Here is a 20412-nt window from a genome sequence, read left to right as displayed (position 1 = left end):
TACGAACCGCAAAGGACACAAAGGACGCGAAGATAAGAAATAAAGGATTTTACAAATTATTTAGGACTGCTATATGCCTACTTACGACAATATTTTGCAAGCAATTGGTAGAACTCCATTAGTCAGACTTAACAAAATTAGCGAAGACATTCACTCAACTATTTATGCCAAAGTAGAATATCTCAATCCTGGCGGGAGTACCAAAGATAGAATTGCCCTTACGATGATTGAAGCCGCCGAAAAAACAGGCCAATTACAACCCGGTGGCACAATTATTGAAGCTACCGCAGGTAATACTGGTGTGGGACTGGCATTAATTGCAGCAGTGAAAAAGTATCGCTGTATTTTCGTCATGCCTGATAAAATGAGCCAAGATAAAATTAACCTACTCAAAGCTTATGGTGCAGAAGTAGTTGTTACTCCCACATCTGTACCCCCTGACTCGCCAGAAAGTTATAACGGTGTAGCGGAAAGACTCGCCAAAGAAATACCAGGAGCTTACAGACCAAATCAATTTGAAAACCCGAATAATCCTTTAGCGCATTACTTAAGTACCGGCCCAGAAATCTGGTCAGATAGTAATGGTAAAGTTGATGTTTTTGTTGCAGGTATGGGAACAGGTGGTACAATTTCAGGAGTTGCTAAATATCTGAAAGACCAAAATCCAAATATAGTGATCGTTGGTGCAGATCCAGAGGGTTCAATTCTTTCTGGTGATGCCCCCAAATCTTACAAAGTTGAAGGAATTGGTGAAGACTTTATTCCCAAGACATTTAATCGTCAATTAGTCGATGAAATGGTTCGGGTTAGTGATAAAGAATCTTTTAATATGGCTCGTCGTTTAGCACGAGAAGAAGGTTTATTAGTAGGAGGTTCCTGTGGTACAGCAGTAGCCGCAGCGCTCAAGTATGTAGCAAGATTAACAGAGCCGAACTTATCCAGTCATGAACAACATCAATTAGCAAAAGAGCAAATGTCTGGCTTTGGAGGGATGATTAGTTTGCAATTAAAAGGTAGTTTTCCTGAGGTTGAAAGATTCGCTTCCCGACTCAAGTTATTTTTGCTGGCTGAAAGTTTGGGTGGTGTGGAATCGCTGCTTTGCTATCCTACCAAAATGACTCACGGTTCTTTACCAGAAGCAGAACGACTTAAGCGGGGAATAAAAGATAATTTAGTCCGTCTTTCGGTAGGAATTGAGCATCAGCAAGATTTGCAAGCTGATTTAGAAAATGCTCTAGGTTAAATGCTTTGTTTAGGCGTTTGTTAAAAAAAATAACATTATTTTCCTCCAGATTTAACTGTAACTTTTGATCCCTGACGGAAACTTGATTTGCTCAAGAAAACCTCACTCCAAAACGGGGGTTTCTAAGCCTTAATGCGTAGTAATCCCCAGAGAAACAACACTAAACTAGTGTAGAATTCGTTAAAAATCCCGGTAATTATATCGGGATAGTAGGCTTATGAATTCTGGATTAAAAACCCCATTGACTCTTTAAAAGGATAGGACTAATGTTATCAGTAGTCCTTTGAAGGACACTATCTATGCATCAAAAAACCAGGAGGTATTTGCGATGATGATGATGACGATGACTGAAACCATGACTCCCGAAATGCAAACCTGCATGGATGCTTGCATGGAATGTCACAAAATGTGCATGGAAACAATGACTTACTGTATGAGCAAAGGTGGTAAGCAGATGGACAAGAGCATGATGAGCATGATGAGCATGATGCGCGATTGCTCTGAAATGTGCATGATGTGCATGAATATGATGATGAGCGGTTCTGAATTTATGGAACGCACTTGTATGCTGTGTGCGGAAATGTGCGATCGCACTGCAATGGCTTGTGAAATGATCAGCGATGACGCAAAAATGATGGAATGTGCTGCCGCTTGCCGTAAGTGTGCAGAGTCTTGCAGAAGTATGCAGATGATGCCCGCATAATTCCCCTACTTAGCAGAAGTTTCTCTGCAACCTAATATTCAAGCGCTCAGACTCTTTGGGTCTGGGCGCTTGAAGTAAAGACTTCTAAAATTATTAGTTGATGCAAGTCTAAACCAATACTATAAAAAGCATTAATATTATTTAAATTAGTTTCTGGATTAGAAGCGATGCCTACGGCAACCCGAAGCGGGAACGCACTAAAAATAGTCTTATCCAGTAAAATCATTGTTAGCTTGGGATCTGTTGAAGTAACTAATGGTATCTATAGGAATCATATTTGATTTCTGAAAAAGACTGCGAGATAATACGGATAGAGATATCTGTCTAATAACGAACAATGATAAACTACGATTGAGTCCCAATTTTAATCCAGTGAAAACTGCTATAACTGGTTTTTTGTCCAAAGTCCAAGCTATACCAACATTAAAATCAGTAGGACTTACGCATTGACAGAAAGACAATTATGTAAATAAGGTGTAACTTCTTTCTTACATGCTTCTGTGACTGCGATATTTCCTGTTTGCCTCACAGCTACAAGAATAAATCCAAGTCAGCTAAGAAAGCATCGTCATGAGCGGAAACTACATTTCCAATTTTGGAAATAGGAGCGAGGGAAAACTTCTTAACCCGTACAAGTAGCGCTCATGCATACTACCGTCTATTTGTATAGTGCGTAAGTCCTAATCAGCTATCTCTTGCAAAAAATGGCAAAATATGAAGACATCGCCATTCTCACTTTTGTTAACCTGCTGCACGAGGAGAAAAGCGATCGCACTAACAATACCTTCGCCAAAAATAGAGTTAGTCTAGCTTTTGCCGAAAAGTCTTAAGAATCTCTGACTAGAGGCGCAGAGAGTGTCAAGCAAATCTGACCATCAGATCAGTGCTAACTGGCGATTAGGGTGGGTAATAAGTCCCCACCCTAACACTCTAACTTGCTACTGCCTCAGCAGGGGCTGCCTCAACAGCAGCTACGGGTAAGTAAACACTAACTTTTTTACGGGTTTTACCCTTTCTCTCAAAGGTTACAACTCCGTCAATTAAGGCAAACAGAGTATCATCGCTACCAATACCGACGTTGTTACCAGGGTGAAATTTGGTGCCACGCTGCCGCACGAGAATGTTTCCTGCACGTACAACTTGACCGCCATAACGCTTGACACCCAGACGCTGGGCATTAGAATCACGACCGTTACGTGTACTACCTGTTCCTTTCTTATGAGCCATGATTTCCTCTTGTTTATCTACTTCTTTTTATTATTCAGCAGCGATTTCAACTTCTTCGGCAGGAGTCTCATCTTTAACGGGGATTTCCTCCTCCGTTGCTCCTTGGGCAGCAAACACTGCACCGTTAAGGGTGATGGTGTCAATCATAAGTCTGGTAATTTCCTGACGATGCCCCCGCTTTTTGCGGGTTTTCTTTTTCGGCTTCATTTTGTATACCAGAACTTTACGACCTCTATAATGTCGCATTACAGTCCCTTCTACGGTCGCGCCTGTCACTAGTGGCTGTCCAATGGTGACTTCGCCATCGTGCTGCACGAGCAATACGGAGTCTATTGTAACTTTTTCATCTGGTTCGTTCGTAAGCAGTTCAATGTCATAAAACCGCCCTGGCTCTACTCGTATTTGTTTGCCGCCAGTTTCAATAATTGCGTAGGTCATGGAATTGTCCTTGAGGTTGCCGTACAGGTAGCTGGTTTTTATCTCCTGTAGAGAAGCTTTTGCCAGCTTTTGTAATATGTCTACCTGATCCGAGCAGGAATTAGACAGACAATCTAATATACTATTTTATTAATAGGTATCAAGTCAAGCTCTAACAGGATTTTTGGATTTGGCATTGGTATCTGGTCAATGTTGTTCTGTCGTTCTGTCCAAACGACAACCGCTACACCTTTGCCTAAAAAGCCGATTCCGATCCAGCGTTCTTCGTCATAATCAAAACGCTCATCAGAGCTTTATCAGCATGGAATTGTCAAACATTCCGGGGACATCTGCAAAATCAATTCGATGTTTACGAATATTTTCAAGATTCTTTGTTTCGTCCCACTCAAACTGTATCAAAGCTTAATGAACAATAAAGAAACATTTAAGCCAATTATCGCTTATTTCAGATGAAGAATAAATCCTGCGATCGCACTTCTCATCGTGGAAGTGGTTAAGATTGTGAGTAGAAAAAGATGTTAGGTTTCCTAGCGCCAACTCAACCTACAAGATTAGCGATCGCACTCAAGGTTGAAAAATAACAGACAACCTTAAGTGCGATTTTGAATATCACCAAAAATGAGACATATTCCAATCATTTGAAAACTGCTATATACCCCTCTTGATAAGTTCTTTTTTTACTCTTAGTGTACTTAGCTAGATAGTTACGTATCTCAAAAACTTCTCTCAGTCCTGAAAAAGATAAACTACTTTCCTCGGAAAGGAAATTTTCTGGGGCAAGCTTTGAGCAAGATACTTGAAGATACTCTGTAAGTTTAGTGCAAAATTGATTAAGGACAGCTTCATCTAGCTCTTTTGATTTACAAATATATACTCTGCCAGACAAACCTTTTAGAGAAGCAGATGTGGTAGCTGATTTTTGTTCAAATGGCTGCTCTTGACTACTGACGTTATTAGTTTCTTTTTTTTTATCACTCTGAATACTTCTAGTTGAAGCTTGCTCAACAATACCAACTTCTTCAAACGTTTCGATAAAATGCTCAAAAAGCTTAACAACATCAGGAACTGATATTAAAATTGGCTTTTCAACAAAATCCTCTGGATTGTAGATGATGTATGAACCGTCTTTTTTAAATTCCAGTGAGAAGTTTAGATTATAATTCATGAGTCTTGAGGGGTCGCTTCCCTGGCCACTATCGTGATTCTAATACCGTATGAATCAATTGCCTCATATGCTGTTTTCGCAGCAGAACGACACCGAACGATGATTTCAGTTGCGTCCGGGACAGCGCGGAGTTGAGCGCCGACGATCATATCTAGCATTGGACGGGTCAGATGCCGATTTTTAAACTCCACAGCAATTTTGTGTTGAGCCATCAATAGTCACCTTTGATAAAGATGTTTCTAATCCTTGTTGCTACGTTCTTTGCACCTTTTTCACTGGGGGCAATAATATGGATGATGCAGTCAATTCCGCCATCTTTGCCAAAACGCTTATCAATACCCTCTGGAGTGAGTGGTGTACCATATGCATCAGTGAATTCAACTGTCTCAAAACCTTTTAGCCTTACCATCAAACCTTTGAGTTCATCATGCTCGAAATAGAAGCCCATCCGACTGGGCGTTACTTCCTCTACTAGGGTGAACTCCTCTACCTTGGAATAGTTGAATAAATTTTTGACACACCCTACCATGAGTTGAATCATAACAGTTGACCCTCAAAGCACTTTAGCTACAGCTTATTGTTCCCAACTTCGTGCTTTTGCTACCACACCGCTTAACTTATTTGGGTATAAATTATTTATAATCTTTTCAAGCTTTATACTAAGTTACAGCGACGTTGCAACGCTTCCTTGAGTAAAGCTTGATATTCTTTATCGCCAACCCGATAAGCACCAAATCTTTCCAAATTGGGATTCATCATCTGGCCATCGAAAAACACAAATTGCCTCTGGCGCAATCTTTCCACCAACTTTACCATCGCTACCTTTGAACCTTCGGTAATGCGATAAAACATCGACTCGCCAATGAAAGCCCCACCAATGACAATCCCCAAAATTCCCCCAGCTAGTTCATCACCTTGCCAAGTTTCAAAACTATAAGCGTAACCCTTCTGATAAAGTAGCGAGTAAATCTCTTGTAATTCCGGTGAAATCCAAGTTGTCTCTCTATCAGCACACCCAGCCACCACAGCCTCAAAATCACGGTTAATCGCCACAGTAAACCGTTCTTGATTGAGAACACGCTGCAAAGACTTAGGGTAACGAAACCGTTCATCCAAAGGAATAAAAGTCCGATCGCGACTTCCGTACCAACTCAGGCGATCGCGCTCATCAGCCATGAGAAAATAGCCTTGTGCATAGCCCTCAACAATAGCAGCGATATCATATTGCATAAATAAATATAAAAAAAACACTCTTAGAAACGCAATTTGATGCTAAAAGTCAACCTCAGCGTTCCTCTGCGTTTCCCTCCGCGTCCTTCTGGATTAAAAAAAATGACTCAACCAATTCCACCCATCACCTTACCACCACCTGAAAATCCTCAACTCGAAGGTGAATGGTTACGAGAGCGTTTACAACGTTGGCTAGATACCGAATTTATCCCCGAAGCAGTCAACCAAAATATTGCCCAACGAGCCGCACAGATTTTTGTGCGTCAACGGATGGAAGGAGAAAACGACCTTGGTTCTCTGGTAATTGCCATTGTCACAGAGATGCAGTCGTATGATTTTTCCAATAGTTTCTATGGAGAGTTTGCGATCGCCAACGCCGTCAGCGATCTACTCTTAGAAAGTCTGGGAATTGATAAATGTTGTGGTCAATAATTTTTGTCATTTGTCATTTGTCCTTTGTCGTTTGCAAATGACTAATGACTAATGACCAATGACTACCAACTAGACTTAACAACTCCAGGCAAAAGACCTTCATGCGCCCATTCTCGCAGCACATTTCGAGACAGTCCAAAATCGCGGTAAACACCTCTAGGACGACCAGTTAACCAGCAACGGTTGCGGTGGCGGGTGGGCGCACTATTTCGCGGTAGCTGTTGAATCTTCCGGTGGATTTCCAATTTATCCAAAGGAGATGCTGCACTTCTGAACTCTTCCAGAAGCGCTTCTCGCTTATCAGCATACTTTTCTATCAACCTGCTGCGCTTTTTCTCGCGCTCAATCAAGCTCTTTTTTGCCATATACTCTGTAACTTATTTAAAGACACCATTCCCCATTCTACAGTCTCTTCATCAATTCTGCGGTTACTGGTGTCGCTTAACCTACAACCACTGGCTTATTAGCAGCAGGGCATAAATCGGCAAGCTCACAAGCAACGCAGACGGGAGAGCGGGCTTTACAAATAGCACGACCGTGATAAATCAACCGAATTGACCAATTTTCCCAATCAGGCTGCGGTAATAAACCCATTAAATCTTGCTCAATCCGAACGGGGTCTGTATGCTCAGTTAAACCCAAACGTTGGCACAGGCGCTTAACGTGAGTATCTACCGTCACTCCAACATTAATGCCATAGCCATGAGCAAGAACTACATTTGCTGTCTTCCGCGCCACACCTGGAAGCTTTAACAACTGTTCCATTTGGTTGGGGACAACAGAGTTAAACTCAGTGACAATCATCCGACAGGCGGCTTGAATGTTCTTGGCTTTATTGTGATAAAACCCAGTTGAACGCACCAAGCTTTCTAATTCTACCAAGTCAGCGATCGCTAAACTAGCAGCATCGGGAAACTTACCAAATAAAGCTGGTGTCACCTTATTTACCCGCTCATCAGTACATTGAGCGGAGAGAATCGTTGCCACCAACAATTGTACTGGTGTTGAGTAGTTCAAAGAGCAAGTAGCATCTGGATAAAGACGCTTCAGACGAGCTAAAATTTCTAGTGATCGCTTCCTTAAAGGTAAAAGTTTCTTTTCCCTACTCCCCACTCCCGTACAGACGCGATTAATCGCGTCTCTCCCACTCCCTATTTTCACTGAAACAATCTTTGTACCCATTCCAATTCGCTAGTTAATTGGGTGGTTTCTTTAACTATCAGAAAAATTCCTAACCCTAAGAGTAACACCAAACCGGTTTGCATGACACCTTCTTGAATACGGGCAGGCACAGGCTTACCACGCAAACCTTCAATCAGCAGAAAAGCGAGTTGTCCGCCATCCAAAGCTGGTAAAGGCAAAATGTTGATGATAGCCAAGTTAATGCTGATAATTGCGGCAAAAGACAACAGATTTGCACTATTATCAGCAGCTAATTTTGCACCGATTTTGACAATATTAACTGGCCCAGAAACTTGCCCAGCAGTTTGTTGAAAATTGGTAATCAACTGTCCAAAACCGCTAAGTGTGCCAACAAATAATTGTTGAAACCTGTTAGCAGCAATGACGAAAATTTCAAAAGGACTATTAGGACGGCGATAAACTGCTGTAGCATTTGGACTGAGTGCCACACCAACTACACCTTTGCCATCGGCTCCCAGTTTTGGTGTTAATTTCAGGGTTTTTTGTTGGTTTTCACGCTGAATTTTCAGTTCGATTTGCTGATTGGGATGAGTTTGAATTTCTTTTGTCAGCAAAGGAGTTGACTTATCAGAAGCCGGGAGTTCCTGACCATTCACAGCCAGAATAATATCCCCTTCCCGAATTCCTGCTTGATAGGCAACAGATTCTTGATTAACAGGCTGTACAAGGACACCAGCTTGATAGTTTAATTCCTTGGGAATGCCAACAATACCCAATTGCAGAGCCAGCACCAAATAGGCAAATATTAAATTTGCGATCACTCCGGCACTGATGACGATCGCCCGGTCTAAAATTGGACGGTTACGCAGCAGATTTGGGTCATTGGGTGGAACATCGCTATCGGGGTCATCATCGGGAAAGCCCACAAAGCCGCCCAAGGGAAAGGCGCGGACAGCATATTCGGTTTGTGAACCTTGGTACTTAAAAAGAACTGGGCCAAAACCCAAAGAAAAACGGTTAACCAGAATGCCTTGAGAACGTGCTGCAACAAAATGTCCCAACTCGTGTACCAAAATCAAAACAGCCAAGACTGCGATCGCTGCTAAAACTGACATAGAGTAAATTAGTGAAAATATTAAGCTATAGTTATCTCCATTCTAATTGGGCATTGGGCATTGGGTATTGGGCATTGGTAAGAGACAAAGGACTAATCACAAATTACAAAACTTCACGCCCCAAATAAGGTTGCAACACTTCTGGTATCCTCACCGTCCCATCAGGTTGTTGATAATTCTCCAAAATTGCTGCCATCGTCCTTCCCACAGCTAAACCCGAACCATTGAGGGTATGTACGAACTGAGTACCTTTCTTCCCCGCCTCTTTGAAGCGAATATCAGCCCGTCGCGCCTGGAAATCTATAGTATTGGAACAGCTGGAAATTTCGCGGTATTTGCCAGAAGAAGGCAACCAAACCTCTAAATCATAAGTTTTGGTAGAAGCAAATCCCAAATCTCCAGTACTTAAATTTACGACTCGGTAAGGCAACTGCAACGCCTGTAAAATTGCTTCTGCATTCCCCACCAATTTCTCCAGTTCATCAAAAGATGTACTGGGTTCCACAAATTTCACCATTTCCACCTTGTTGAACTGATGCAGGCGAATTAATCCCCGCATATCGCGCCCATAACTACCAGCTTCGCGGCGAAAACAGGGAGTAAAAGCACAGTGATAGATAGGCAAATCTTCAGCAGCGAGAATTTCACCCCGATAGAGATTTGTAACTGGAACCTCAGCTGTCGGAATCAGCCACAAGTCATCATCAGCACATTTAAAGCTTTCTTCAGCAAACTTGGGTAACTGACCGGTCGCCGTCAAAGACTCGGTATTCACTAACAGAGGTGGACTGACTTCCACATACCCAGCTTGAGTATGGAGAGTCAGCATAAATTGAATTAATGCCCTTTCCAAAGCCGCGCCAGCGCCTATCAATGTCACAAAGCGACTTTGGGCAACTTTTACAGCTCGCTCAACATTGAGAATACCTAGCTTCTCGCCAATTTCCCAGTGAGGGAGAATATTCGGATTTTGGGGAATGTACTCATCACCCCAACGGCGCACTTCTACGTTATCTTCCTCATTCTTTCCAAGGGGTGTAGAGTCGCTTGGTAAGTTGGGAAGTGCCAACACAAGTTGGGCAATTTCAGCTTTGAGTTCTTTTTCCTGGGGTTCCAGTTGGCTCAAGGTAGCTTTGACAGAGTTACCTTCATCGCGCAAAGCTTGAATTTCTGGGTCTTGAGGATTGCTCCCAGATTTAATCTTTTGCCCGACAATTTTACCGATTTCGTTGCTACGGGCTTGGAGTTGACTGCGTGTTCCCTCAAGTTCCCGTTGTTGCCGATCTAACTGTAATATCGGTTCAATATCATACTTACCACTACGACTATTCAATCGTTCTTGAACTAATTGCGGATTTTCCCGTATTTGCTTGATATCCAGCACAGATTTTTCTCAGTTTTTAGCCTATTATCTACCTGCCAACACATCAGCATATACTGATTTTGGCTTGCCATGAGCAGAAAAGCAAACTTAACAATTCAAAAGACCTCTTCCAAAAGTCCCTAACACCCCACCCCCAACCCCTCCCCGCTCTTCGGGCTACCGTGTATACACAAGTCTAGTTGGCAATCAAATGGACAGAAAAGAACGGAAAATTATTTTTAAAATCCTTGATTTTCCGTTATGCCTCTATCAATAATCTGACACTATTGATAATCAACTTGATCAAATCAAAACCTTGCCCATTAAGGCTTGTATCTTACCAGGCAAGGATTTTAGGACTTGTGTATACACCGTAGGCTCTTCGGGAGGGGAGCGTTTGCTTTACTCAAATGCGGGGTGGGGTTCTTAATTTTTGATTTATACAAGAAGTCTAAAATTCAAAATTCAAACATTTTAGACAATTTCAGAGAGGGATTTAAACCCCGACTGAAATTGAAACTAGGTGTTTTGGTTGGAGTCTTAAACGCTTTATTTGACGATAAGTTAAAAGAAATACTGATTTTTGGCTGATTTTTGCTTGGGACTCTTGTTTCTAGGGTCTGTTGATGCGATTCAGTAGCCAAAGCGACGCCACAAGCCCTGCAAAGTGCGCTGAGACAGTGTTGGTGTTTGCCTGTACCACAAGCATATCTAGACCGCTAATAATCCGGGTAGGGTCAAAAAGTTGGGTAGTTATAGCTTGAGGAGATATGGATCTTGCTACCAGTGTACCAACGATCGCTTGCGCCCCTAAAAGAGTCACCAGCGTTCCCCCTAAATTCACCCACAGCCCTAAGCGTAATACTTGCACAGTCTCGCTTTTCCGAGGGCGGTTGCTGGGATTGGAGGATTCCAATTGCTTGCCAATTCTAGTGTAACGGTAAGCTAAATAAATCCCCCCACCCAAAACAACCAGTCCAGAAATTGCTAAAAATACGCCAAAGCCAGTTCCAGGATTATTACTAGGACTGCCAGTTCTTTGATTAAAGACGGCGAACAGCAGCACAATTATGCTAGAAACAACGCCTAGTACTAGCTGAATCCAGAAGCTAATCCAACCTATAAGGCGAAAAGTTTGGGCAATTGCCCGGAGAGTTGAGGAAGATGATGGGGCATCGGGAGTTTGTGGCATACTGTGAACCAATTTGCTGGGCGCTTTCAAAGGACACAAAAACACAAAGAGAAGTCTGAGCGGCGGCTGACGCCGAACAGAACTTCGGGGGACACGGAAAGCGTTGTTGAGAGGTCTCGCACTTTGCGTCTCTCCTTTTCGTAGTCTTTGCGTCTTCTTTGATAAATTTACTATCACACTTGCCAAATAAGACAAGAGATTTTCTGGTTGAGGAAATCAGAAATGCTTACTGCTGAGGTGTGTCCATAGGCGTAGCAGCTTTAACCCAGACATATTCTTTAGCCTAAGCTTTTAGAATCTGCATTGAGAAAATTACTGTAAAACAAAGTGTTTATTAACTTTTGCAGACAAAATAGCATTTTACCTGTAAAATTTCTTCGATGGCATTTTATTGCTTAAGCAGTTCTAACCAGATCGGCATCACTTAACACCAAGGTAGTGACTTCGCCACCGTCTGTTCGCTTCTCACCACACCGTATCGAGCTTGGATAGGGGTAGACTGTCTTGTGCCCCTAAAACTCGCAAACTCGTCCCACAACTTCACAGGCGTGGGTAATTATTTGGTGTTTACGCTTTGACAATTTAGTCTAAGTAGCTTTATATATATTACTCATTGAGCAGTACCACTGTATACTGACTACAAGGATTGTATACTTACCCTAAGGCATTTTTTTAGCCATTCACTAACCATGAAACTTGAGGATATATATCAATTCTTTGAGAATCCTCCGCCAACTTACCTTTGTCAGGAAGTAGCAGTTTGTTACATACTGTCTGTTTTGTTACAAAATGAATCCTACGGAACCGAGTTGATTGAGCAATTAGAAACTGAATATTCCACCTATAGGCTTTCGGATACCGTACTTTATAGTGCAATCAAATTTCTGGAAGACCAAAGGGCAATCAGTGGATATTGGAAAAAACTCGAAGGACGGGGACGCCCCAGGCGAATGTACCAAGTTTCTCCAGAATGGCAAGTTCAAGCGCAGGATTTAGCTTTGCTTTGGCAAGACTACATCAACAGGAGGACAAAGTAATACCATTTTGGATTTTAGATTTTGGATTTTAGATTTTAGATTGTGGAAGAGTCCCTGGTAATCGCACTGGCGCTCCATTTGTCGCAATCATTAGTTCAAATTGGTATAACGAATAGCAGGAATCGCGTGACTTCTAGTCATGGGAGGTTCAAAATGAATAAGTCTCCTCCAGTCAAACACTAACAATTAGTTATGGATACTGCTATTCTGCCATCTACGTTCCTGCTAACCTTGTTGTTATCGGTTGGGCTGTTTTTCTTTATACGTGCCTCGACTAAAGACCGTACAGAAACAGCACAACTGGTATCTGAGCAAGGTGAAGCTGCTTTAATGTCTCAATTAAAAGAGTATTTTAGATCGCGGTCTTACCGAGTGGTAGCGGTAGATAGAGAAAAAAACCAGGTGACTTTTGAAGGTAATGTTCGCCCCAGCTGGTTCTTAGCTATATTTCTAACTCTACTAGCAGCTACTGGTATTGTTTGTCTATCATTAGTAGTGTCCATGCTTTTCCCTAGCCTCAGTACCCTTGTTCTGGCTATGGTACTGCTGTCGCCTTTAAGCGGTCTGTTTTATTGGCAAAAATCTGGAAGACTTGAGAAGGTGTCGCTCAAAGTAGAAACAACTCAGAGCGAACAAACCTCCTCAACTAAGATCACTGTAGTTGCCCATCGGGATGAACTCAGTGAGTTACAGAGGACTCTACAGCTAAAGCCTGGTGAATAATTTTTGATTTTTGTGACCATCTTTTAACTATGATATGCAGACTTCTGACCTGACCTACTCTTTAGGCAATGGAAAGTAGGAAGGAGGAAATCAATGATGCTGCTTTGTCAATTTTCCCCACAACTTGTGCCGTGGGGAAAATTTAAATTTATTAACTTAAATTTGTTGACAGAGCTTGCTTAACAATCTACGGCATAAGAGCGCAATTTCACTAGCGCTTTTGGACGCGCTTGGCTCTATACCTACTCCCTTCTGCATCATCAAAATAGCATCAACCCATTCAATCTAGCATGGTTTGAGAGAAGTTTACTTTCCAACTACCTGGACTAGATTTACTGGCAAATCAGCTCCAAACTAAAAAAAAATTAAATTTTGCATAAACTTAGCAATTTTGCCAGTTAATGGTAGTCAGGAGCCACATTCAATGCGTAAGATGACCATCTCTGGTTCACCGACTAGCTAAAGCAAGAGGTTCTTGACCTGGTGAAGGTTCTAACACCCTCAAGCTAGGAAACAAGAAATGGTTTTCCTCTACGTATTGAGCACCAAACAGTCCCTTTTCTGCCCAGAAATAACGATCTGTTGTGTGTTCATTTCGCTTTACAAGTAGCAACGCCGGTGGCAAAATACCTTCAGCTTGAATGAATCTTCTCGCTGCTGTCACAGGTTTTTCTTCGCCACTTTCGATGCTATATTGAGGCACATGCTCCAAAATTCGCCGTCCTTCCTGACGACGACGACTTTTCCTTTTGCGTCTCCTTGCCAATCTATTGTCCTCCTCTTTCAAGCTATAGATTGTAGTGGTAGCTACAAAATCAGTCGCCATTATATAGGTTCTAGTTCAAAATATCAATAGTTTTTTACCTTTTAATATAAGAAAGTTAATATCTTTGAAGATAGAGAAAACAAAATTAGTATTCAAATATAATCTCTTAGTACAAACCATCACGAAGAAGATTTTAGTTAAGCTTTATTAAATGAGTGAGGTAAAAATTAAGTATCCTCTCTTAATCATGCCTCAAAATCTGTAATCTTGAGCAAGAGCTAAAAAATGTTAATGTCTGCCAGTTCCGATTTTCTTGCTCTGTGTCGAGAGCAAATAGCGCTGCTAACCCAAGGGCTGGGAGCAACATTAAGTATTGTGTACCTAACACAAGAATTGGTAGAGACTCCTTCAGGTGAGGCCAAACTGATTCCTGTGGTGATTTACCCAGAAACAGCATTATTACCGCCAGGGGAGGAGACTGCTGAAGTGACAGTACACAAGCAACTTCAAGTTGGAAATGTGTTTGTATTACCCAATCGTCAGAGAAGGTTATTGACAGCAGGGACAGAATCTGCTACTTCGTCACGGGAGTCTGAAATTCCAGATGCGTCTCAACCCCATCTAAAAGAGGAATACTTATTTAGTGGCAACCAAATTGTTTTACCTCTGATTTATGAGGGTGTGATGATGGGGTTACTGGTGACAGGTAGGGAAGATCGCGTATGGAATGAACACGAGGAAAGTCAGATTCAACGGATAGCCCAAACATTAGCGATCGCTTGTATTTTAGATCAACGGCGAGCATGGTTTGAGCAGCAGTTACGTGAGCAACAAATTCTTCAAGAAAAACAGCGCGATTTGCTGGATAACTTGTTACATCAGTTTCGTAACCCATTAACGGCGTTGCGGACTTTTGGCAAACTGCTATTGAAACGACTGCAACCAGCAGACCCTAACCGGGATGTGGCAAATAGTATTGTGCGGGAAAGCGATCGTCTCCAAGAATTGCTGCAACAATTTGATCAAGTAATCGACTTGACAGAGGCAGATTTAGCACCACTACATCTGGCAGAAAATGAAGTATTTGTAGAAGCAACTATCCAAAAATCCGCTAAACCACTGTTATTATTGCCGGGAACGGGAGATAAAGCAGTTGACTGCTCGCTAGCAGATATATTAGAACCATTATTAATATCAGCCAAAGCGATCGCACAAGAGCGAAAGCTAAAACTAATAACTGAAATTCAACATAATTCACCCCTAGTATGTGCCAATATCAAAGCATTACGAGAGGTATTAACTAACATCATCGATAATGCTTTGAAATACACTCCTAGTGGTGGTAAAATTTTGATTCAGGCGGGGCGAGAAAAAGCTAATTTTCAGGGAATTGTCATCAGTGACAACGGGCCAGGCATTCCACCCCAGGATTTAGAGCATCTTGGAGAACGGCATTATCGGGGTGTACAAGCGCAAACAGAAATACCTGGTACAGGTTTGGGGTTAGCGATCGCTAAACAATTAATAGAGCAAATGCAGGGCGAAATCGAGGTTTTCAGCCCTGCAATCAACTCTAAGCTAACTTCACCCGATGCGCCGGGGACTACGTTTATTATTTGGTTGCCGGAAATTTGTCATTAGTCATTTGTCATTAGTCATAATGGCTAATAACTGAAGTTAAGAGTTGGTTATTTATCCCAGGGCTATTTCGTTCTAAACATAAACCGCCCAGAACTAAAGTTCCGGGCTTATAGCTAAAGTCTGTTAAAACGGACTATAACTTTGTCTGAGTCGTCTTTAGACGACTTTCGCTATTAGACTCAGAATTCATTCTGAGGCGGGCTAGATGAGAATGAAATAGCCCTGCATTTGTCCTTTATAAATACCAATGACCAATGACCGATGACCAATGACTATCTTAATGAAACCAACAAGTTTTGATTGATTGTCATTTGTAAATCGGTATTTGGGTCAATGGCGATTAAGTCAACACTATTCCTACCCAAGATCAGACCAACCAATGCACCGATACCAGCACCACCCAAGACTTCTTCTGTGGCAATGGCGCGATCGCCAGTGACAGCAGATATGGCAGTTGCTGCACCTGCACCCAATACAGTATCCTTGATAATTGCACTAGTACTAATACCCTTCTTGACGGTTTCAGTTTTGGTAATCACTTCAGAAGTAGCGTTCAGTTGATACTCCTGACCACTGGCCAAAACTAGTTTCTCGGCAACGAATTGAGAACCGCCTGTAGCAGGTTTGAGTTGACCAATAATCTGACTACCAGCAGGAATCACTATAGTTCCTTGTTGCGTAACCACGTTTTGGGATACTGTCAATGTCAAAGGCGCTGTTTCATCCTTTGTAACCAGAATTTTTTGTGCTTTGTCATACTTCACAGCAATAGCAGTCCCTTGGGGAATTGTGACTGATCCAGGTGTTGGGGTAGTAGACCCGACAGCCGCCACGACATAGGGCGAGTTAATTGCTGAAACTTGGTTAGAACTAACCAATGCTTGGTAAATAAAAGCTGCTACCTGTGCCCGTGTAGCAGTTGCGGTTGGATTCAGGAACTTCACATTCGGATAGTTGACCACAATTTGCTTTTCAGTTGCTGCGGCGATCGGGCTACGGGCATAGCTAGGGATATTAGAGGCATCGTTGAAATATTGCAGAGTGCTTTCGGTATTGCCGCCAGCAGCATATTTCAGACCGTTAGCGAGGGAAACCAAAACCTGCTCGCGGGGAATAGCTTGGTTAGGCTTAAAGCGATTTCCAGGATATCCTGATAAGAAATCAATGGTATAAGCTTGCTCAATGGCGCTGGATGCCCAATAGTTGCTGGGTACATCAGTAAAATTGATTGCCTGCCGTTGCTGTGCTTTTTGGAAAGCTTTGTTGACCATCGCAGCAAATTGAGCGCGTGTCACCGGTTCTTCAGGGCGGAAGCTACCATCAGGAAATCCGGCAATTACACCTCGCTGTGACAATTGTTGAATAAATGGTGCTGCCCAATAGTTAGATGAAACATCAGAAAAAGTAGTTTGAGCCAAAGATGGCGAAGCTGTAATCAAAGGCGCTACAGTACCCACTGTGACGCTCAAAGCCATAAGTGCAGCTGTTCGAGATTGCCAACGATTTAAAGTAAACATTATTTTTATTTCAGTACAATTACTGCTTTTACTGTTAATTAACTAGACATTTGCTGAAGTGTTAAGTTCCCAATTGTTTCTGCATATTGTAAAAATTATTACTTTAGACGTACAGGCATGAGCAAAAAATATCTGTCAAAAGAAGGAGGCAAGTAGGCGAGAATAAAACAAAGTATATTAAGTAATGTAAATAATATTAAGATGATTTTGTAGTAAGGGTTTCAGCTTTCAAGTGAGGACTAAATTCCTCAGATCAACCTTTAATTATTTACGCCCTTTGACTTAGGCGATCAAAGTAGTATAGCCACCGTATTATCTCTTAGCACAATTAAATAAGTATTCTGATAAATCTGGATACTGGGTGAGACGATACAGAGTATAAAATAGTTGCTGTTAAATAGAATTTTTCGGGTTAAAAATGAAAGCGATCGCACACTATATTTAAAGTGGCGATCGCCGATCAGGGGTGATTAAAGTCATCACTTGCTGATGTCGGGCAGTTAATTGCTGAGGTTTGACACGATATAGGGCGAGTTAATTGCTGAAGCTTGATTAGAACTAACCAACGCCTGGTAAATAAAAGCTGCTACCTGGGCGCGTGTAGCAGTTGCAGTTGGATTTAGTAACTTCACATTCGGATAGTTGACCACAATTTGCTTCTCAGTTGCTGCGGCGATCGGGCTACGGGCATAGCTAGGGATATTAGAGGCATCGTTGAAATATTGCAGAGTGCTTTCGGTATTGCCGCCAGCAGCATATTTCAGACCGTTAGCGAGGGAAACCAAAACCTGCTCGCGGGGAATAGCTTGGTTAGGCTTAAAGCGATTTCCAGGATATCCTGATAAGAAATCAATGGTATAAGCTTGCTGAATGGCACTGAATCCCCAATAGTTGCTGGGTACATCAGTAAAATTGATTGCCTGCCGTTGCTGTGCTTTTTGGAAAGCTTTGTTGACCATCGCGGCAAATTGAGCGCGTGTCACCGGTTCTTCAGGGCGGAAGCTACCATCAGGAAATCCGACAATTACACCTCGCTGTGACAATTGTTGAATAAATGGTGCTGCCCAATAGTTAGATGAAACATCAGAAAAAGTAGTTGGAGTCGTTTGAGCCGTTTCAGCAGAAGATTGCGGGGAGCATCCCACTTTGATGAGTTTCTCTTGCAAACTATAACTCACTGGCTCACAAACAAAAGCTGTCAACTTAGGCTTTACATAAGTTCGCGTTGGCGGATTTTGTTTATCTACCTGCGTCCAATCGTCAGATGTTTTTTCTAGAGTGGGATGCTTACTTAAATACTCTGAGTCTGCAACAATATCGTGAGGACCCTTAACACTTATCTTTGAACTATTGAGGTAAATATTATAATCATAAATAACGTTTTGATTTTTTATGTTACTATTAATCTCCTTGCCAGGATAGGCATAGAGAATGTTATTTAGAATTTTGACATCAGATGATGCATTAGCATATATTTGCGCGCCTTTAATTTCTGGACTCTGATTATTTAAAACCGCAGTGTTATTTATAATATCAACATGATCGCTAAAAAATGCATGAATACCTGAACCACCATTATAAAATGTCAGATTGTTTTTTACTAAAGTACGTCCTGTATATGCACCCAATTTGGGGTTATTACCATTTCTGGAACTATCGATAATAATGCCATTACCATCTGTGATCCTTCCGACTGCAATCCAAGGGATGTACATGCGATTGTTGTAAGTCTTGTTGTTGGTAATAAACATCTTGTATCCCTGATTCTTGTCAGAATTCCAATTGCTCAACATCGAAATACCACTATTACCATAGACTGAGTACCAGGCATTATCGAACACCACGTTATGATCTACTGTCACATAGTCCGATTGAATCACTGCGATACCTCCTCCTCCACAGTCATGCACTTTGTTGTTCAAAATACGGATGTGATGAACATAACCATTGGTTCGTCCATCAATGCTTATGCAGTTTCCGTTCGTCAGTGGGTTTGCTTTGTTAGTCTTCTGACTCCTCGCATAATCAAGGGTTACATTGGCATTATTCCCGACGACCTCCAATCCATTTATCTCGATATATGAAGCTCCATTTGAAATCAGGACACCGTGCCATGTATTGTGCTGAATTTTTGGGAAATGCCCAGGATATGCTTTATAACTAATCCATGCTTTGGCATTTCCAGAACGTTTAATATTTAATACACTCCCAGCTTTGGGTAAATTTGTGTATACTCCGTTCATAATCAATACTGTGTCGCCAGGGTTAGTCATATCTGCTGCCTTTTGAATTGTCCGAAAGGCGGATGAAGCAGAAACTCCACTATTTTTGTCGTTTCCAGTACCACTAACATAGTATGTTTTCGGAGTCGTGTTAGTGCTGATTAGCTCGCGGCTGGTAGTGGATACCTGACGGACGTTTTCAACTAAAGATCCTTTTATCCTTTCTCCCCCAGCCAAAAGACTTAACGCCACGGGAATTGCCAGATATGCGCTGAAACTTAAACCTTGAATTACCACAATAAAATACTCCTTTATCGGTACTCTTCAATAAAAATATCAGGATATTCAGGAATTTTGAATACTTTTTTGGATACAGACTACAATAGAGCCGACTTTCCTAGCTCCCCCATAGCACAATTAAATAAGTATTCCCATAAATATCGATATCGAGTCAGACGATACAGAGATAGAATAGTTGCTGGAAAATAGAATTTTTCGGGTTAAAAATGAAAGCGATCGCATACTATAGTTAAAGTGGCGATCGCCGATCATGGGTGATTAAAGTCACGATTTGCTGATCCAGGTATTGGGGTAGTAGACCCGACAACCACGACATAGGGCGAGTTAATTGCTGAAACTTGGTTAGAACTAACCAATGCTTGGTAAATAAAAGCTGCTACCTGTGCCCGTGTAGCAGTTGCGGTTGGATTCAGGAACTTCACATTCGGATAGTTGACCACAATTTGCTTTTCAGTTGCTGCGGCGATCGGGCTACGGGCATAGCTAGCGATATTAGAGGCATCGTTGAAATATTGCAGAGTGCTTTCGGTATTACCGATGGAACTATATGCCAAACCGTTAGCGAGGGAAACCAAAACCTGCTCGCGGGGAATAGCTTGGTTAGGCTCAAAGCGATTTCCAGGATATCCTGATAAGAAACCAATGGTATAAGCTTGCCCAATGGCGCTGGATGCCCAATAGTTGCTGGGTACATCAGTAAAATTGATTGCCTGGCGTTGCTGTGCTTTTTGGAAAGCTTTGTTGACCATCGCGGCAAATTGAGCGCGTGTCACCGATTCTTCAGGGCGGAAACTACCATCAGGAAATCCGGCGATTATATCTCGCTGTGACAATTGTTGAATAAATGGTGCTGCCCAATAGTTAGATGAAACATCAGAAAAAGTAGTTTCAGCCGTTTGAGCTAAAGATTGCGGCGAGGATTCCACTTTGATGAGTTTCTCTTGCAAACGATCAG

The 20412-nt window shown here is 42.0% G+C and carries 20 protein-coding genes and 2 pseudogenes; 7 read left to right on the top strand and 15 right to left on the bottom strand.

Annotation, left to right across the window (positions count from 1 at the left end; genetic code table 11):
* The first annotated feature begins 73 nt into the window (after window positions 1-73).
* From V7K36_RS12195 to V7K36_RS12185, 3 genes are all read left to right on the top strand, one after another.
* Window positions 74-1243, top strand: coding sequence for a pyridoxal-phosphate dependent enzyme (locus V7K36_RS12195; RefSeq protein WP_335115993.1), 1170 nt, complete (start codon window positions 74-76; stop codon window positions 1241-1243).
* Between the two features lie 331 nt (window positions 1244-1574).
* Window positions 1575-1946, top strand: a complete 372-nt coding sequence (locus tag V7K36_RS12190) for a four-helix bundle copper-binding protein (protein WP_335116074.1) — start codon at window positions 1575-1577, stop codon at window positions 1944-1946.
* A 704-nt stretch (window positions 1947-2650) separates the two neighbouring features.
* Window positions 2651-2776: a hypothetical protein gene (locus V7K36_RS12185; protein WP_335115991.1), complete on the top strand. Its 126-nt coding sequence runs from the start codon at window positions 2651-2653 to the stop codon at window positions 2774-2776.
* Between the two features lie 100 nt (window positions 2777-2876).
* Here the strand turns inward: V7K36_RS12185 and rpmA are convergent, their stop codons facing one another.
* The 6 genes from rpmA to aat form a co-directional block, all read right to left on the bottom strand.
* Window positions 2877-3173 carry a 50S ribosomal protein L27 gene (gene rpmA / locus V7K36_RS12180; RefSeq protein WP_179068071.1) on the bottom strand — a complete coding sequence of 99 codons (297 nt, stop codon included), beginning with the start codon at window positions 3171-3173 and terminating at the stop codon, window positions 2877-2879.
* A gap of 30 nt (window positions 3174-3203) precedes the next feature.
* On the bottom strand, window positions 3204-3611 hold the full coding sequence (gene rplU, locus V7K36_RS12175) for a 50S ribosomal protein L21 (RefSeq protein ID WP_334947905.1): 408 nt from the start codon (window positions 3609-3611) through the stop codon (window positions 3204-3206).
* Between the two features lie 634 nt (window positions 3612-4245).
* The gene (locus V7K36_RS12170; RefSeq protein ID WP_335115989.1) at window positions 4246-4776 is read right to left on the bottom strand and encodes a hypothetical protein; all 531 of its coding nucleotides are present in this window, start codon (window positions 4774-4776) and stop codon (window positions 4246-4248) included.
* Entirely contained in the window at window positions 4773-4988 is a 216-nt protein-coding gene (locus tag V7K36_RS12165) for a hypothetical protein (protein ID WP_335115987.1), read from the bottom strand. Before V7K36_RS12165 ends, V7K36_RS12170 begins: the two co-directional genes overlap by 4 nt.
* Window positions 4988-5317 carry a hypothetical protein gene (locus V7K36_RS12160; protein WP_335115985.1) on the bottom strand — a complete coding sequence of 110 codons (330 nt, stop codon included), beginning with the start codon at window positions 5315-5317 and terminating at the stop codon, window positions 4988-4990. Before V7K36_RS12160 ends, V7K36_RS12165 begins: the two co-directional genes overlap by 1 nt.
* Window positions 5318-5430: 113 nt before the next feature.
* A complete protein-coding gene (aat, locus tag V7K36_RS12155; protein ID WP_335115983.1) occupies window positions 5431-6006 on the bottom strand; it encodes a leucyl/phenylalanyl-tRNA--protein transferase in 576 nt (191 codons plus the stop codon).
* A gap of 102 nt (window positions 6007-6108) precedes the next feature.
* Between aat and V7K36_RS12150 the strand changes: the two genes are divergently transcribed.
* Complete coding sequence (locus V7K36_RS12150) at window positions 6109-6438, top strand: hypothetical protein (protein ID WP_292760139.1); 330 nt, start codon at window positions 6109-6111, stop codon at window positions 6436-6438.
* Window positions 6439-6500: 62 nt separating this feature from the next.
* Here the strand turns inward: V7K36_RS12150 and rpsN are convergent, their stop codons facing one another.
* From rpsN to V7K36_RS12125, 5 genes are all read right to left on the bottom strand, one after another.
* On the bottom strand, window positions 6501-6803 hold the full coding sequence (gene rpsN, locus V7K36_RS12145) for a 30S ribosomal protein S14 (RefSeq protein WP_196526635.1): 303 nt from the start codon (window positions 6801-6803) through the stop codon (window positions 6501-6503).
* 76 nt (window positions 6804-6879) lie between these two features.
* The gene (nth, locus tag V7K36_RS12140; RefSeq protein ID WP_335115981.1) at window positions 6880-7620 is read right to left on the bottom strand and encodes an endonuclease III; all 741 of its coding nucleotides are present in this window, start codon (window positions 7618-7620) and stop codon (window positions 6880-6882) included.
* Complete coding sequence (rseP, locus tag V7K36_RS12135; RefSeq protein WP_334947898.1) at window positions 7596-8696, bottom strand: RIP metalloprotease RseP; 1101 nt, start codon at window positions 8694-8696, stop codon at window positions 7596-7598. Before rseP ends, nth begins: the two co-directional genes overlap by 25 nt.
* A gap of 103 nt (window positions 8697-8799) precedes the next feature.
* Window positions 8800-10080, bottom strand: a complete 1281-nt coding sequence (gene serS, locus V7K36_RS12130; protein ID WP_335115979.1) for a serine--tRNA ligase — start codon at window positions 10078-10080, stop codon at window positions 8800-8802.
* A gap of 592 nt (window positions 10081-10672) precedes the next feature.
* The gene (locus tag V7K36_RS12125) at window positions 10673-11251 is read right to left on the bottom strand and encodes a DUF3611 family protein (RefSeq protein WP_335115977.1); all 579 of its coding nucleotides are present in this window, start codon (window positions 11249-11251) and stop codon (window positions 10673-10675) included.
* A gap of 689 nt (window positions 11252-11940) precedes the next feature.
* Between V7K36_RS12125 and V7K36_RS12120 the strand changes: the two genes are divergently transcribed.
* On the top strand, window positions 11941-12288 hold the full coding sequence (locus V7K36_RS12120; protein WP_334824307.1) for a PadR family transcriptional regulator: 348 nt from the start codon (window positions 11941-11943) through the stop codon (window positions 12286-12288).
* Window positions 12289-12480: 192 nt separating this feature from the next.
* Window positions 12481-13011, top strand: coding sequence for a cofactor assembly of complex C subunit B (locus V7K36_RS12115; protein WP_335115975.1), 531 nt, complete (start codon window positions 12481-12483; stop codon window positions 13009-13011).
* Window positions 13012-13459: 448 nt separating this feature from the next.
* Here the strand turns inward: V7K36_RS12115 and V7K36_RS12110 are convergent, their stop codons facing one another.
* Window positions 13460-13777 carry a DUF3155 domain-containing protein gene (locus tag V7K36_RS12110; RefSeq protein WP_041566316.1) on the bottom strand — a complete coding sequence of 106 codons (318 nt, stop codon included), beginning with the start codon at window positions 13775-13777 and terminating at the stop codon, window positions 13460-13462.
* Between the two features lie 285 nt (window positions 13778-14062).
* On the opposite strand from V7K36_RS12110, the gene V7K36_RS12105 reads away from it, so the two are divergent.
* The gene (locus V7K36_RS12105) at window positions 14063-15418 is read left to right on the top strand and encodes a GAF domain-containing sensor histidine kinase (protein ID WP_335115973.1); all 1356 of its coding nucleotides are present in this window, start codon (window positions 14063-14065) and stop codon (window positions 15416-15418) included.
* Window positions 15419-15690: 272 nt separating this feature from the next.
* Here the strand turns inward: V7K36_RS12105 and V7K36_RS12100 are convergent, their stop codons facing one another.
* The 3 genes and pseudogenes from V7K36_RS12100 to V7K36_RS12090 form a co-directional block, all read right to left on the bottom strand.
* Window positions 15691-16935: an S-layer homology domain-containing protein gene (locus V7K36_RS12100; RefSeq protein WP_335115971.1), complete on the bottom strand. Its 1245-nt coding sequence runs from the start codon at window positions 16933-16935 to the stop codon at window positions 15691-15693.
* 515 nt (window positions 16936-17450) lie between these two features.
* Window positions 17451-18032, bottom strand: a pseudogene (locus V7K36_RS12095) (S-layer homology domain-containing protein); the annotation flags it as partial.
* 1706 nt (window positions 18033-19738) lie between these two features.
* A pseudogene (locus V7K36_RS12090) lies at window positions 19739-20404 on the bottom strand (S-layer homology domain-containing protein); the annotation flags it as partial.
* Between the last annotated feature and the right edge of the window lie 8 nt (window positions 20405-20412).

The organism is Nostoc sp., from assembly GCF_036919555.1.
Lineage (GTDB): Bacteria > Cyanobacteriota > Cyanobacteriia > Cyanobacteriales > Nostocaceae > Nostoc.
The sequence above is the reverse complement of the archived record's forward strand: the minus strand, read 5'-3'. Positions and strand labels throughout refer to the sequence as shown.